We start from the raw sequence: 13,775 nt of genomic DNA, 5'->3' as shown, positions 1-13,775 counted from the left end.
ATTAATTACCGCTTTCTAAGTTATAGGTCGGTTTTTCGTGCTTGATACCTTTCACTGCTTCAGCAACTTCCGCAGGCATGTATTCTTCATCATGCTTAGCGAGTACTTCAAACGCATCAATTTCGTTGGCATTCACAAGCACCCCTTGGGCTACAATCCCTTGGCCTTCACGAAATAAGTCTGGCAAGATGCCTTGGTAATTAATTGTCACCATTGGGCCTGTATCAATCAGTTTAAAACTGACTTTAAGGCTTGATTCATCACGCACAACAGAGCCTGGCACAACCATTCCGCCAATACGCAATTTTTGACCTATGTGCGGTTTTTCTTTGTTAGGGCCTTTACCATCAACAAGCTCACTCGGCGTATAAAATAAATTAATGTTTTCTTGTAGTGCATATAGCACCAAACCAATCGTTGCGCCCACACCGAAAATGATGGCGACAACAGCTAATAAGCGTTTTTTACGTCTTGGATTCATTGCCCTGCCTCTTGCTTCGCTTTTTTAATGCGCTCTTCTCGTTGTGCTTGTTGCTTAACTGAAGAGAAAATACGTTTCGTATCGTTTAACGAACTCACTAAAATACCAAGTAAAATTAATGCACAGCTGCCAAATGACAACCACACATAAAAGCCATAGCCTCCCATGGCAATAAAATCTGCAAAAGAATCAAACTGCATGATTAACCTCGCTCAAGCATTTGACGCACCCACGGACGGTGCTTTTCACGCTGTAATATTTCATTTTTAAGACGGATCAACGTCACAGTCCCGACAAAGGCAGCAAACGCAACAATATTCACCATTAATGGCCAAAACATGCTTGGGTCAATCGCTTTTGTATCAAACTTTGTGATTGTGGCACCTTGATGAAGGGTGTTCCACCACTCAACTGAGAAGTGAATGATAGGGAGGTTTATTACCCCAACAATGGCCAAAATACACGCGGCTCGCCCTGCGGCTTTCTTATCTTCAAAAGCATGGTATAGCGACAACACACCTAAGTATAAAAATAACAGAATAAGCTCTGACGTTAAGCGTGCATCCCACACCCACCAAGCGCCCCACATAGGTTTACCCCAGGCTGCTCCGGTGATTAATGCGATTGCTGTTACACACGCTCCAACAGGCGCAATTGCAATCACTGCAAGTTCAGCATTACGTAGTTGCCATACTAATGCGATCACTGCGGCAATCGCCATAGAGGAATAAGCACCCATCGATAAGATTGCAGATGGGACATGGATAAAAATAATTCGGTAGCTGTCTTTTTGTTGGTAATCTGCAGGTGCATAAGCCAGCCCCCAGACCCATCCAACAATCATACACACCACCGTCACGACGGCGAAATAAGGCAGTAAGGTGTTACACAATTGGTAAGCACGATCTGCTTTTGCGTAGGGATGTAACCACTTCCACATATTAACTTACACTCACTTTCAATGCTGACGATATGGCAATTGGCGCAGCTAAAATCGCAACGATTAGCATGGCGCCAAGGATTGCAAGCTGTCCACTATACGCAAGCTCCATTGAACTGGTATCGATAGCAGATGTTGCAAAAATTAATACTGGGATATACAAAGGCAACACAAGTAAACTCATTAAAATGCCGCCTTTTTGTAAACCCACCGTGAGTCCAGCACCGATTGCGCCTATAAAGCTTAGCAAAGGTGTGCCCAATAACAGGGTTAGCACTGTAGCAAGAAGTGCTGAACTTTCTAAATTTAATAACAAAGCGAAAACTGGCGTCATTAATACCAAAGGCAGCCCTGTAATCACCCAATGAGCAGCCACTTTAGCTAATACTGTCAAAGGTAACGGGTATGACGAAGCTATAAGCTGCTCTAATGTGCCATCGTGGTAATCATCACGAAAAAGTTTGTCTAAACCAAGCATGGTTGAGAGTAATGCGGCGACCCAAATAATACCCGGTGCCATTCGTGCTAATAAACCCGGTTCAGGTCCAATCGCCAGTGGGAAAAGAGTGATAACAATCAGAAAAAATAGAATAGGATTAACGATTTCAGCACGCTGACGAAACGCTAATTTAAGATCTTTTGAAAAAACCGCAGAGAACAGTTGCCAATAAGAGTGCTGCTTTACCATCAGTGGCGATACTCCAAAGTCACCGTTTTAAGATCACTAAACTGTGTTGTTAAATCTTGGTGCGTAGTGAGAAGAATAGCCCCACCAGCATTTAAGTGTTCAACGAATCGTGCTTGTAAAAATGCCACACCGCTTTTATCAAGTGCTGTAAATGGCTCATCTAAAATCCATAACTTTGCACTGTTTAGCCATAGTCGCACTAAAGCCACACGACGTTGCTGTCCTGCGGAGAGCATGCGTACTGGCACATCTTCAAGTCCTACTAAACCAATTTTGGCTAAGATAGGATAGAGATCTTGCTGTGTATCGTATCCATTAATCTTTAGCCAAAATGCCACATTCTCAAGCGCCGTCAGTTGGCTATTCACACCTGTTTTATGACCGATAAATAAAAGCGATTGCGCATACTCATCGTAGTATTTTGCAATCGAACGGTCTTGCCATAAAACATCGCCCTCATCTGGCATAGCGAAACCAGCAATAATACGCAATAATGATGTTTTACCAGCCCCATTCGGACCAGCTAACTGCATAATTTGCCCCGATTTCAAGCTGAAATTAAGATCCGCAAACAAACAACGATCTTGCTTGATGCAGGTGACGGCCTTAATGTGTAACAAGATGATGATTCTCTATACCCAAAATTAGGCGTTAGTCTACCATAATGATAGGGTAATACGAATATTGCTTTATAACGATTAACTTATATTTGATCTAAAATAATGAATAAACAAAGCCAGTTGACTCTCACCACTCACCTAAACCTTGATCCAAAAGGCATACATTCGGCTGGTCAACAACACCCCAACGACGCGTTAAAAGCACTCACAGATCAGCACTTAACAGCACGCAATATTGTTGTAACTAAACATACTGTGCAAATGGATGTATTAATTAATAACAGCTGGCAAACCTTACGCTTATCGACAGAACAAGCGAACCCACAACTTGAGAAATTTTTAGCCGCAACCATTCAATTAAGCAGCGATGGTAAACAACTGACAATATCACCCTTACCCGTAACAATGACGCTGAGTAAAGCGCCTCAGTTACACGCTTTACTTAATCTGTTAACACAGGGTGACTCACGTACAACCGCCCCCTTACCTGCAAACCTTGCTGCAACAAAGCCGGCTTTGCAATTACCCGTACTCAACACTGAATTTGTACTCAATAACACCCTTGCAGCACTCTTAAAAACAGAAACTCCACTCAAGGCTGTGATAGTGCCTGCCAGCAATAAACACAACGAGTTTTCGCTGACAATCATTAACCGTTTTGGTGATTCACTTCACCAACAAAGTATTAGCCAGCAAAAGGTCGCAGAACTTTTGGCAAAACTCACACCTGAGCTAAACCTAAAGCTATCTGGGCAACAAGTGCAGTTGAACTTACCTGAAAAGCCAACGTCCTCCTTAACGGTGCCATTAAATACACTGCCCTCTAAGCAAGTAAAAAATATTCAAGCTCAATGGCAGTTAAGCCCGCTTAGTTTAATAATGACACCTAAGGCAATTAAAGACACTATCACGCTTATTAACCAAGCGCCTGCACAGCAAATAACACTTAAAAATTCTCTCGCAGAGACCTTTATTCAAGCACTGCAAAGCCAGCGCAATGCTTCCCCTAAACAGCATGTTGAATTAACGCCACTAAGCACCACAAACTCACCGATTCGCTCATGGTTAAAAGGCAGTTTTGCCGACCTAAAAACGCGCATAACCGATGCTGTTCGTTATTTCGAAAAACTACCCGCTGCAAATAAAGCCACAAATAATTCACTTGATGCTGCATTGAATACTAAAACCGACTCAATCAGTCAGCTTGGCTTTAATGCTAAACGACTCGATATTGTAAAACTCGCGGCTTTTGAAAATAACAGGCCAAACGAAACACGATTCCATCAGTCAACATCAGCAACCGCTGTGGCTGATGCACCAAAGACTCATGCCCCCTTAGCCAACACTTCAGGGACAACAGCTACAATACAAGCGCAGGTCGAAAACCCGATGCTGCCTGTTAGCTTTACTAAATCGGCGCCACTTGTTCAGCTATTTCAATTGATTAAAGCAAGTGTTCTTCCACGCATCAATAGTCAACAAGCAATTGAATTACAAAAACTAATCCCCGCTGAGGCTAATAAAACTCAGGGGACAGAGTCGCCATTAATAAAGCCTCACGCTAAACCTGTTGCAGCAAACCAAATGACACTAACCCAGCCGCCAAGTAATGTAGCAAGTCTCAAAACGCAACCAGCGCTGACACACCCCAAGTTAGACAAACTGCTGACAGATGCGAGTAATACATTAAAAATGCAGCCACCTTATTTAGCGTTGAAAGAGCCTAACTTAGCGCAACCATTACAACCCATTAGGCCTTTAGAGGCGGCGTTAATTGCACAGTTACTGCCTTTACCTAACACCAAAAGTAGCGCAGTCAGTGATCTTCCTGTACAGCTAAGTCAAAAAATCAATGAACTAAGTGAGCAAAACAAATCCCCCTCAGTCGATTTAAATAGATTGGTGAATCAAGCATTTAATAGAATGATATCAAATCAAAATGTACACCCTTCAACCATTGAGCGTGAGTTACTGAGCATTATAAGGCCCTCAAGTTTGACACCTCAAAGCCAACAAGCCAGTTTTACTCAAGGGCTTGAACAATTAGCTATAACCACACTCGCGGCCCCCATCGTAAGCCAAGCCCCTACGAACCTTAGCTTTAATAATCAAACAGGGCTTGATGCACTTTTACAAGTGTTAGTACCTAACTTTAAAGCCGTGAACAGTAATAAGTTACTCGAACAACTTCAACAACCTAGCTTGCAAGCCATGGCCGCAGAGATAAGCCAAGTAAAAACAGCGCTCGCTCAAGTGCAAGCAACACCGATTAACCAGCAACAAGATGCCAGCGCCCTCGCGCAATTTTTCTTACCCATGAAACTCCCCCCAGAAACAGGGCAAACAGAGATAAGTCTTGGGCAATACAAAAAACCCAGTAAAAATAAACTCGAGAGCAAGAATGTGTGGTTTGTTAGGTTAAACTTTGACTTTGCAACGCTTGGTATACTGCAAGTAACGGCTGAGGTTATGGATACCGCGGTCGATTGCCAATTGCTTGCATCGTCGCAAGAGGTAACCGCTCTAGCGCACCCGCATTTAGATACACTGCGCCATAAGCTCGCTAGTCATGGTTTAAATGTAGGAGAGTTAAGTTTAAAACAAGGTACAACGACTCATCAGGCATTTTATAAATCGCATGCCATCATCAACATTAAGGTTTAATATTCAATGAGCGAACAATACACACATAAGTCAGCCATTGGTCTTCTCTACGAAGCTGGAAACTCGCCAAAAGTAACCTGTAAAGGATTTGGTGAGCTGGCAGAAGAAATTGTGAAGCTTGGCGAACAAAAAGGCATTTTAGTTCATCAAGATGCTGATTTAGCAAAAACACTGTCACATCTTGAGTTAGGTGAAGAGATACCGAAGGAGCTTTATTATGTGATTGCTGAGCTTATTGCCTTTTCGTATGTTTTACGCGGTAAATTTCCCCCTGGTTGGCAAGATTTTCAAGGCAAGTTAAATATTCAGGCTTAAAAAGGAACGTCCTTTCACATCATTAAGTAATACCATTCCGCTTAATTAAGTGGTCTATTTTGAGGCAATAAAACCGCGTTGATAACAAGGCAAAATTTTAGTTATTTAGTTGTTCTAAATCAGAAATTTTTAACGCAGGTAGCGACTGGTTTAATCACTCAAAATGATTAAGTATTTTTGCGGAATGGTATAATCTATATCAGGTAAAAAATGGTGTCGATGGCAAGGCAAAAATGTCGTTATTTAGTTGTTCTCGGCAATTGCTCCTGCCCTACCTCCTGCACCCATGCAGTCGTAAATCAGACATTTTTAACGCAGCTAGCGATAGGTTTAATCCCTCAAAATGATTAAGCATTAGTGCAAGTTGGCAAAAAGGTGCTCTTAAGCACCTTTTTGTTTATGAAGCGACATAAGTAACTCAGCTTCAGCTCTGGGTAGTTCACATTCGTGAATAATCTCTTCGAGATCAGCACCCAGTTCAACCATTTTGACCGCGCGCGAATAGATTTTCGCATTAGGATCATCATATTTTTGTGCGTCTTGCAGTTGCTCAAGCTCTTGGCTTTTTTCTTCCACTGCGACAACACGTTTGCCAATACTTAGCATTCCTGCGCGCATTTCAGCCACTTCACTACGCAGAATACTCAGTTGTTGTTGAGTTTCTTGCAGTTGTTTTTGCTTTGCTTGAATAGCCGCGGATTGTTTATTGTTATTAACAAAAATAAGCCCCAAACACACTAATACAAGTAGGATTGAGGCACCAAACAAGGAGTATAACAGCATATAATTTCCAAACGCTTTATAGTGCGCTCAGCTCGTCCCACTCATCGTCATTTAATAGCTTATTCAGATCAACCAAGATCAATAACTCACCATCACGGTTTGAAACGCCTTGGATAAACTTAGCGCTCTCTTCAGTGCCAATATTTGGCGCGCTGTCGATTTCAGAGCTGCGTAAATAAACAACTTCAGCCACACTGTCGACTAAAATACCAATAACTTGTTTTTCGGCTTCAATAATAACAATGCGCGAATTGTCTGTTACTTCTGCACCCATTAAGCCAAAACGTGCACGCGTATCGATAACCGTAACAACATTACCACGCAAGTTAATAATGCCCAGTACATAAGAAGGCGCGCCTGGTACAGGAGCAATTTCGGTATAGCGAAGTACTTCTTGTACTTGCATTACGTTAATGCCGTACGTTTCTGCTTCAAGTTTAAAGGTTACCCACTGTAACACTTCATCGTTGCTATCAGCATTTTTATTCGCTGACAGTAGTCTTTCTTCACTCATGCTATTACTCCGTAATAATAGTTACTGCTCACGGCTGTCTAAGCCTTGCTCTAGCAATTGATATAAATTTTCAACATCAATCAAGGCACACATTTTTTCTTTGATAACCCCAGCAAGCCAAGGCCGCTTACCTGATTTTGCTCGCCATTTTACATCTTCTTTGCGAAGCGTAATATTATTTACGAGCTTTTCAGCCAACAATCCCCATTGGCTATCACCTAAGGTGATTAAATACTGATAATCTAGTGATTGTTCTAGCTTTTCATTATACTTTTCTGGCATTACCCAGCGAGCGGTGTCTACCACATTCAGTTTTTCATCGCGGTTAAGCATGACCCCTTTAAACCACTTAGGCTTACCAAATAATTGGTTTACCTCTGCAAGTTGATGGATACCGCCTAATGCTTTTAACGGTACTGCAAGGGTTAACCCTGCCACCTCAAAAAATAAAGCCTGAAACTCACCATCAAAATAGTCTTCTTGACGTTCAGATGACGTTTTAGCTGCAATGTCATTGCTAGATTTCTCGACTATATCTTTGATATTAGCTTGGTTCTCGGTTTTCTCAAGCTCTTTAGTCGGTTCAACTAGGGGTATTTCGGGTTCAGGTGCCGCTTCTGGCGGAGCAATGTCTACTTTTGGTTGTTTTACTTGCTCCAGTAATTTTGCAACAGGCTCTAGATTTTGTTCAGCAGGTTCATCTTCGCACAGCAAGGCACCCAAGTATTGGGTCATCACTTTTTCATTGGCAAATAAATGCTTACTCATCGTTAACCTTGTGCAATTAAGAAATCAAGTAACGCGCGATATGCAAAAACCCCGCGTGAACGCGGGCAAAATTGAATCGGCACTTGTTGTGCCAAACTCGCATCTCTAAATTTTGTATCCACCGGCACTACACCAGACCACACTTTGTCTTTGTAATTATCCTGCAACGTTTTATAGGCTTCAAGGGATGCTTTAGTCCGCTTGTCGTACATAGTAGGGATAATTGTATATTGGTATTGTTTCGACTGTGAAGTTTGCATTAACTCCATAGTACGCATCATTCTATCAAGCCCTTTCAATGCCAAGAATTCAGTTTGCACAGGAACCAAAATACGCTCACTGGCAGCTAATGCATTAACCATTAGCACCCCAAGGACTGGCGGGCAGTCAATGATAGCGTAATCATAATGCTCACTAATTTTAGCCAGTGCTTTTTTTAAAATAAGGCCCATGCCATTTTTGTTGCCCATGCTTCTATCAAGCGTTGCTATGGCCATGGTCGCGGGCATTATATCAAGGTTTTCAAGCGTTGAAGGGCACAGCGCCTGTAAAATTTCTTCACTTGCCATACTATTGCCGCGGGCAAAAATATCATAAACACTGACTTCCAGCTCTTCTGAATCAATGCCAAAATAATAAGTAAGTGACGCATGCGGATCGGTGTCTATGAGTAAAACGCGCTTTCCTTGTAATGCTAGAATACCAGCAAGACTAACAGCTGTTGTTGTCTTCCCTACTCCACCTTTTTGATTCGCTACTGTCCAAATTTTCACATCACACCTTATTATTGTTCATTGCGCGTGGTAATTCGAATCCCACCATGGGGTAATTGAATCACTTTAATGGTGTTATCATTGCTTGGCAACTCAATTTCAGCAGGCTCTTCAGGTGCGACATCCATTGGTTGATCATTATTTTGCTTCGGCTCTGGCGGTAAACCGTATTTAGATAATGCCACCACGACTTTACGATTTTCGGCTCGACCTTGTGCTGTATCATTACTGGCAAACGGTGAATACTGGCCATACCCTTCAATTGCCATTCGTGCAGGGTTTATTCCTAAACTTTCAAGCTCAACAAGTATAGACGTGGCACGTGCAACAGATAACTCCCAGTTAGAACGAAACATTTCATTACGGATACCTTCGTTATCCGTGTAGCCTCTAACGCGAATATAGTTATCAACAGGGGCAATAATCTCTTTAACTAGAGCAACCACTTCCTTTGCTCGTTGTTGTGCAACTGCGCTACCCGATGAAAATAACATGCCTGAGCTCAATTCTATGATAAGCCAATCTTGATGAAGCTCTAAACTAGCCTCACCATCCCGAATTTCATCGATTAATGCTGATTGTAACTTGGTAAGCAAGCTATCAAGGGGTTTACCTAAGTGCTTTTTATCTATATTGCTGGTTTCACTTTGACCGTCGAGTAACTCGGGGCCTTGCTCATCTTTACGTATACTTTCACCGTACAAAATGTCGTTTTCAGGGGTCACACGGTCAGTTAAAATACCCGTCCCATTGACGCCTGTGCCTGCCTGCTCCTGTTTGCGAGCTGACTTTTCAAACACCTGCTCAAGCGAATCAGACAAAATTTGAAAATCTTCATTCTTGCTAATAGCGATAGCGTACATAACAACAAAAAAAGCGAACATGATAGTCATGTAGTCTGCATAAGAGACTAACCAGCGCTCTGTGTGCTGGCTTTTTTGAGTGGTATGACGCATACGACGGCGCATCATAAAAACTTACTCACTGACTAAGCTTGGACGTTCAACACGGTACGCCTCAAGTTTAAGTTCAATATTGAGTGGGCTCTCGCCTTGAGCAATCGCAATAATGCCTTCAGCAAGTAATTCGTGATACAGCATTTTTTGTTCAATCTGTTGTTTTAGCTTATTTGCCATTGGCAGGAACAATAAATTAGCTAAACCGACGCCGTAAATCGTCGCAATAAACGCCGTTGCAACGCCTGCGCCTAACTTTTCTGGGTCAGTAATAAATTGCATTGCCTGAATAAGGCCAAGCACGGCCCCTAATATGCCAATTGTGGGGCTATAGCCGCCCATTGCTTCATACACGCGACTGACTTCTAACAGACGTTCGCGTTCAAGCATTAAATCAATTTCTAGCGTATCTCTGAGCTTATTTTCGCCGGCGCCATCAACAAGCAAGCTTAAACCTTTTGCAGCATAGGGGTCTGGGTGCGCAAGCGCTTCAGACTCTAAAACTAAATACCCTTCTTGACGCGCTTTTTGTGACCACCGCTTCACCTGCTCAATCGCGGCGTCCACATCATGATAAGGAGGAAAAAACACCCAGTGACTAATTTTCAGCGTTTTAGTAAACACACTGCCTGGCGTTTGCAGCATGACCGCACCTAAAGTTCCCCCAAGTACAATAATTAAGGCAGGACCATTGAACAAAGCACTAACAACCCCTCCCTCAAGCGCGTAGCCGAAGGTTATGGCACAAATAGCAACGATTAATCCAAGAAAAGACAGCTTATCCACAGCCAGTCTCACGTATTAAGCGTGTAGCAACATCATTAAGAGCTAGGTTTTCACTGGCTAAACCCGCATTAACAACGGCCTGTGGCATACCATAAACCACACTGGTTTTTTCATCTTGTGCCCAAATAGTGGCTCCCACTTGCTTCAGCATGCGAGCACCATCACGACCATCAGCCCCCATACCAGTCAGCACCACCGCTAATACATCACCACCAAATGCTTTTGCAGCACTGGCAAATGTCACATCGACACTGGGTTTATAGGTAATACGCGGACTGTCATCTTCAAACACACGCAGTGTGCGTGCAGAGCCACGTCCCTCTATCAGCATTTGCTGACCACCCGGTGCTAAATACGCAGTGCCAGGCATCAGTCTGTCACCCTGCTGTGCTTCTTTCACATTGATTTTACACAGGCCATTTAAACGTGCAGCAAACGCTGGCGTGAATGCAGCCGGCATATGTTGAATAAGTAATATGGGGTGCGGAAAATTAGCAGGTAGTTGCGTTAATATTGTTTGCAGCGCAACGGGGCCACCTGTCGAGGTGCCAATTGCAACAACTTGGTACTGCTTCCCTGACGCTCTAACATTACTCGACGGCGAAGGCGCTGCGGGAGTTGAACGGCTAAAACTACGATCTGGCTGAACAATGCCGCCAGTTCGCGTGCTAGTTGCAGGTGTCGGGGACGCCGGACGAGGTGAAGTCAAAGGACGTGTAAAACGAGAAATACGGCGACGCCCTATTTCCTTTACTTTATTTTGTAGTAAGGCAATCGCTTCTTCATTGTTTCTTGCAATGTCTTCAAACTTTTTAGGCAAGAAATCAAGCGCCCCCGCGTCCAATGCATCTAGCGTGGCTGTTGCACCATCTCGGGTTAACGAAGAAAACATTAATATTGGCGTAGGCGTTGCTGCCATAATTTCTTTAACAGCACTAATGCCGTCAAGTACCGGCATTTCAACATCCATTGTAATAACGTCTGGTTTTAGCTCACGCGCTTTATCAACTGCTTCGCGGCCATTTACAGCAAACCCTATTACCTGAATGTCGCTGTCTTGCTCTAATATTTCGCTTACTCTGCGACGAAAAAAGCTTGAATCATCAACAACTAATACTTTGACTGCCATTAGCACTCTCTTGTTATTTATGCCATAAAGTGCAGCATATTAGCTGCACTTTAAAATTATTGAGCCTAACTATTATTAGCCAACGTAATGTTTTAGCATACTTGGTACATCTAAAATCAGTGCAATGCCACCATCAGAAGTGATTGTTGCGCCTGCCATACCTGGTGTACCTTGCAGTAAAGCATCGAGAGGTTTTATCACCACCTCTTCTTGACCAATTAATGAGTCAACGACAAAGCCCACTTGCTTAGTACCAATCTGTACGATAACCACATGACCTTCTGCTTTACGCTCTTGGCGATTGGCTCCTTTCACTAACCAATGTTGTAAATAAAATAATGGAATCGCTTTTTTACGGACAATAATTGTCAGTTGCCCATCGACAACGTTGGTCTTTGTTAAATCAAGATGGAAAATTTCACTCACCCCAGCCAGTGGTAAAGCAAAAGTTTGCTCACCCACAATAACCATCAGAGTCGGCAAGATTGCCAGTGTTAAAGGTACTTTGATCTCAAGTATGGTTCCAACACCTAGCTCAGATTGAATGTTCACAGAGCCATTTAGTTGGGTGATTTTGGTTTTCACCACATCCATACCCACACCACGACCTGAAATATCTGAGATTTCCTCTTTGGTTGAAAAACCAGGTGCAAATATTAAATTATACGCTTCAGTGTCCGATAAACGACTCGCTTGGTCGTGATCGATAACCCCTTTGTTTATTGCTATTTTTTTCAGCTTCTCAGGATCCATACCTGCACCATCATCACGAATGGTTAGCAGAATATGATCGCCTTCTTGCGATGCTGAAAGCGTAACTGTCCCTGTACGAGGCTTACCGGCCGCTTCGCGCACCGCAGGCATCTCGATACCATGGTCAACAGAGTTACGCACTAAGTGAACAAGTGGATCAGCAAGGGCTTCAACTAAGTTTTTATCTAAGTCGGTTTCTTCACCGACTAATAGCAAGTTGATGTCTTTTTTCAAGCTACGTGCTAAATCACGAACAACACGCGGGAAACGACCAAATACTTTCTTAATTGGCTGCATGCGGGTTTTCATTACCGCACCTTGCAAGTCTGCCGTGACGACATCTAGGTTCGAAATAGCTTTCCCCATCGCCTCACTGTTGGTGTTATTTGCAAGGCTCACTAAGCGATTGCGCACCAACACCAACTCACCAACCATGTTCATAATTTGGTCTAACCGTTTAGTGTCGACACGCACGGTTGTTTCAGCTTGGGGAGGCGGCGCTTTTTTCGCCGCCGCAGCAGCCTGTTTCTCGGGCGCTTTTTCAGTTGGTGCAGGCTTACTCGTTGCAGGTTGTGGCGCAGATTTAGCAGGCTCAACCTTTGCAGCCACTGGGGCCGCAGGTTTTGTTGGCTCAACTTTGGTTGTTTCTGGCGTTTGCGGCTTATCTGTCTCTAATGATTGCGGCGCACTGCCTTTGCCATGTAATTCATCAAGTAATGCTTCAAACTCATCATCACTAATTTCATCATCAGAGCCTTCATTACTGACTGCAGGGGGGCTTTGCTCGACCGGAGCGCTTGGCTCAGCGGGAGCTTGGCTGGTAATTTTGTCGGCTTTTACTTCACCAAAACTGCCAACGCCGTGAAGCTCATCTAATAAGCTGTCAAACTCATCATCGGTAATATCATCGCTGTCACTGCTCATGGTGTCTGATGTGATTGATGCAGGCCCTTGGCCTTTACCGTGCAACTCATCGAGCAAGCTTTCGAATTCATCTTCAGTAATTTCATCTATGTTTTGTGGTTGAGCTTGGGTATCACCCAATCCCCCATCAAATAACATATCAAATGCAAACGGATCGTCGTCATCAATATTACTAGAGACATCAGCAGTAACTTCGGGTGTATCAACAACCGGTTCAGGCTCAACAGTGACTTCTTCTGCTACTTCGTCTGTTACGGTTGTGTCTTCACCAGCGAGCTCTTCTGCTGTTGGTGGTTGACTTAATTTATGTAGGACGTCTAAGAGGGCTTGATCTGCTGGCTCTGGTTGTTCACGATTTTGAATTGTCGCGAACATTTCATTGATTGTATCGAGGGCTTGTAAAATAACATCCATAAGTTCTGGTGTGACACTGCGCACGCCTTGGCGCAACAAATCAAACACATTTTCAGCACCATGACACGCATCAACAAGTTCAGTCATGCTTAAAAAGCCTGCGCCACCTTTTACGGTGTGAAAGCCTCTAAAAATAGCGTTTAGTAAGTCTTTATCATCTGGATTATTTTCAAGCTCGACCAATTGCTCTGACAAAAGCTCTAAAATTTCCCCTGCTTCAACAAGGAAATCCTGTAAAATATCTTCATCGACTTCAAAGCTCATGCA

Annotated in this window: 15 protein-coding genes; 2 read left to right on the top strand and 13 right to left on the bottom strand. The window is 43.3% G+C overall.

Annotated elements, in window-relative coordinates; all coding sequences use genetic code 11:
- Position 1: 1 nt before the first annotated feature.
- Genes ccmE through ccmA form a run of 5 tightly spaced genes read right to left on the bottom strand, consistent with a single transcriptional unit; the run spans position 2 to position 2,729 of the window.
- Positions 2-481, bottom strand: coding sequence for a cytochrome c maturation protein CcmE (gene ccmE / locus BWD47_RS09510; protein WP_036970044.1), 480 nt, complete (start codon positions 479-481; stop codon positions 2-4).
- Positions 478-681: a heme exporter protein CcmD gene (ccmD, locus tag BWD47_RS09505; RefSeq protein WP_036970047.1), complete on the bottom strand. Its 204-nt coding sequence runs from the start codon at positions 679-681 to the stop codon at positions 478-480. The genes ccmE and ccmD overlap by 4 nt, the downstream gene beginning before the upstream one ends.
- A gap of 2 nt (positions 682-683) precedes the next feature.
- Positions 684-1,421, bottom strand: a complete 738-nt coding sequence (locus tag BWD47_RS09500) for a heme ABC transporter permease (RefSeq protein WP_036970052.1) — start codon at positions 1,419-1,421, stop codon at positions 684-686.
- 1 nt (position 1,422) lies between these two features.
- On the bottom strand, positions 1,423-2,109 hold the full coding sequence (gene ccmB / locus BWD47_RS09495) for a heme exporter protein CcmB (protein ID WP_036970055.1): 687 nt from the start codon (positions 2,107-2,109) through the stop codon (positions 1,423-1,425).
- A complete protein-coding gene (gene ccmA / locus BWD47_RS09490; RefSeq protein WP_118844096.1) occupies positions 2,109-2,729 on the bottom strand; it encodes a cytochrome c biogenesis heme-transporting ATPase CcmA in 621 nt (206 codons plus the stop codon). Before ccmA ends, ccmB begins: the two co-directional genes overlap by 1 nt.
- Before the next feature lie 102 nt (positions 2,730-2,831).
- On the opposite strand from ccmA, the gene BWD47_RS09485 reads away from it, so the two are divergent.
- Positions 2,832-5,393: a flagellar hook-length control protein FliK gene (locus BWD47_RS09485; RefSeq protein ID WP_075593875.1), complete on the top strand. Its 2,562-nt coding sequence runs from the start codon at positions 2,832-2,834 to the stop codon at positions 5,391-5,393.
- A gap of 6 nt (positions 5,394-5,399) precedes the next feature.
- Positions 5,400-5,708 (top strand): EscU/YscU/HrcU family type III secretion system export apparatus switch protein, encoded by a 309-nt coding sequence (locus tag BWD47_RS09480; protein WP_036970060.1) that lies wholly within the window; start codon positions 5,400-5,402, stop codon positions 5,706-5,708.
- Positions 5,709-6,089: 381 nt separating this feature from the next.
- On the opposite strand, the gene BWD47_RS09475 is transcribed toward BWD47_RS09480, so the two are convergent.
- From BWD47_RS09475 to BWD47_RS09440, 8 genes are all read right to left on the bottom strand, one after another.
- Positions 6,090-6,491, bottom strand: a complete 402-nt coding sequence (locus BWD47_RS09475) for a DUF2802 domain-containing protein (RefSeq protein ID WP_036970062.1) — start codon at positions 6,489-6,491, stop codon at positions 6,090-6,092.
- Positions 6,492-6,507: 16 nt separating this feature from the next.
- A complete protein-coding gene (locus BWD47_RS09470) occupies positions 6,508-7,005 on the bottom strand; it encodes a chemotaxis protein CheW (protein ID WP_036970065.1) in 498 nt (165 codons plus the stop codon).
- A 21-nt stretch (positions 7,006-7,026) separates the two neighbouring features.
- Complete coding sequence (locus tag BWD47_RS09465) at positions 7,027-7,773, bottom strand: chemotaxis protein CheW (protein WP_036970068.1); 747 nt, start codon at positions 7,771-7,773, stop codon at positions 7,027-7,029.
- A gap of 2 nt (positions 7,774-7,775) precedes the next feature.
- Positions 7,776-8,546, bottom strand: coding sequence for a ParA family protein (locus BWD47_RS09460; RefSeq protein WP_036970071.1), 771 nt, complete (start codon positions 8,544-8,546; stop codon positions 7,776-7,778).
- A gap of 11 nt (positions 8,547-8,557) precedes the next feature.
- Positions 8,558-9,517, bottom strand: coding sequence for a flagellar motor protein MotB (locus BWD47_RS09455; RefSeq protein WP_065978756.1), 960 nt, complete (start codon positions 9,515-9,517; stop codon positions 8,558-8,560).
- Positions 9,518-9,523: 6 nt separating this feature from the next.
- Positions 9,524-10,288 (bottom strand): flagellar motor protein, encoded by a 765-nt coding sequence (locus tag BWD47_RS09450; protein WP_065978755.1) that lies wholly within the window; start codon positions 10,286-10,288, stop codon positions 9,524-9,526.
- Positions 10,281-11,417: a chemotaxis response regulator protein-glutamate methylesterase gene (locus BWD47_RS09445; RefSeq protein WP_075593874.1), complete on the bottom strand. Its 1,137-nt coding sequence runs from the start codon at positions 11,415-11,417 to the stop codon at positions 10,281-10,283. Before BWD47_RS09445 ends, BWD47_RS09450 begins: the two co-directional genes overlap by 8 nt.
- Before the next feature lie 75 nt (positions 11,418-11,492).
- Positions 11,493-13,772, bottom strand: a complete 2,280-nt coding sequence (locus BWD47_RS09440; protein ID WP_075593873.1) for a chemotaxis protein CheA — start codon at positions 13,770-13,772, stop codon at positions 11,493-11,495.
- Between the last annotated feature and the right edge of the window lie 3 nt (positions 13,773-13,775).

Origin of the sequence: Pseudoalteromonas sp. PAB 2.2 (genome assembly GCF_001938575.1) — a bacterium.
In the GTDB taxonomy this organism is placed as follows: Bacteria; Pseudomonadota; Gammaproteobacteria; order Enterobacterales; family Alteromonadaceae; genus Pseudoalteromonas; species Pseudoalteromonas lipolytica.
Note: the sequence above shows the minus strand (reverse complement) of the source record. Positions and strands in the feature narration are given on the sequence as shown.